Below are 1,142 nucleotides of genomic sequence, written 5' to 3'. Positions count from 1 at the left end.
GCGCGGTGCGTTCCCCAGAAGCGGCCGTTTCAAAATCCCCTCGCCGATCAGATGACGATCGATGATGGCGGCGAAGACGCTTTCGGGTGCGCCGCATTCGACGAAGCTCGGCGACATGCGTGCCGGCGCGCGATCGAGAAGGATCGAACCGCGACGCATCAGATAGCCGGGCATCTCACCGGTGCCACCGGCCACCACCAGGGTGCCGGCGATCATACGGCTACCTGCATGGTCGCCGGAGCCTTTCAGCACCGCGATCAGGCCGCGCCGCATGCGGTCCGCGGCGAAGGCGCCCGCTTTGCCCCTGACGATCAAAACACCGCCGTTGATGCCGGCCAGTTCCCCGACGAGCGGCGCACCGAGGTGGTCGCCGGCATTGCCTGTTATCTCAAGCCTGCCGCCGCGCATGCCGGAGCCGGCGTGTGGACCCGCATTGCCTTCGATCGTGAGCTTGCCACCGCGCATGGCGCGCCCGGCCTGGGCGCCGGCATTGCCAACGAGGCGAACCGACCCACCCCGCATGCCTTGCGCCACAAGGTCGAGGCGCGTGCTTCCGCCTTCGAACACGATGTATGTCGGATCGCTGCCGGCGACGCGAAAAATGTCGCCCACCTTCGATCCGTGCTTCGACATGCCGATCTGGATTCTTTCGACGTCGCGCCTTTCGATTCCGGCCAGCCGCTCCGGCGTCAGCGGCGATAGGTCAAGGCGCTCCGCCGGCTCGGCAACCAGGGTGAAGGTCAGCGCCTTCATGGCAGCATATCCTTCAGCGAGTAGATGAATTTTCCGAGCTTGCCGCCGTAATTGCCGGCGCTGATCCGAACCGCGCCTCTTTTCGGGCCGAGATCTATGACAGCCTTGATGCCGGCCTTCATCGCGGCGGCAACTGCATCATTGGTCTCACCATCGATGACGATTTCCAGGACGGCGTTGATGTCGGGACCGAGTTCACTCGCGACGACGCCGCGCAGTGTCGGCGCGTAGGCTTCGTTGGCCGAGGCGATCATGCCTTTGTATTTGCCACCGATCTTGGAACCCGAACGGGCAATGCCGCCCGGAAACGGCACGATGGCGCCAGGCACCATGCCGATCGCACCGACCGCGGCCTCGGCAGCGGCCAAAGCGTTGGCGCTGCTTTGCGC

Annotated in this window: 1 protein-coding gene and 1 pseudogene; both read right to left on the bottom strand. The window is 65.2% G+C overall.

Annotation, left to right across the window (positions count from 1 at the left end; all coding sequences use genetic code 11):
• Positions 1-753, bottom strand: a 753-nt coding sequence (locus EN914_RS36120; protein WP_127389721.1) for a formylmethanofuran dehydrogenase subunit C, incomplete at its 3' end; no start/stop codon positions are given.
• Positions 750-1,142, bottom strand: a pseudogene (locus EN914_RS36115) (formylmethanofuran--tetrahydromethanopterin N-formyltransferase); the annotation flags it as partial. The pseudogene EN914_RS36115 and the gene EN914_RS36120, both read right to left, overlap by 4 nt.

This window comes from Mesorhizobium sp. M7A.F.Ca.CA.001.08.2.1 (genome assembly GCF_003998455.1).
Lineage (GTDB): Bacteria > Pseudomonadota > Alphaproteobacteria > Rhizobiales > Rhizobiaceae > Mesorhizobium > Mesorhizobium ciceri.
The sequence above is the reverse complement of the archived record's forward strand: the minus strand, read 5'-3'. Positions and strand labels throughout refer to the sequence as shown.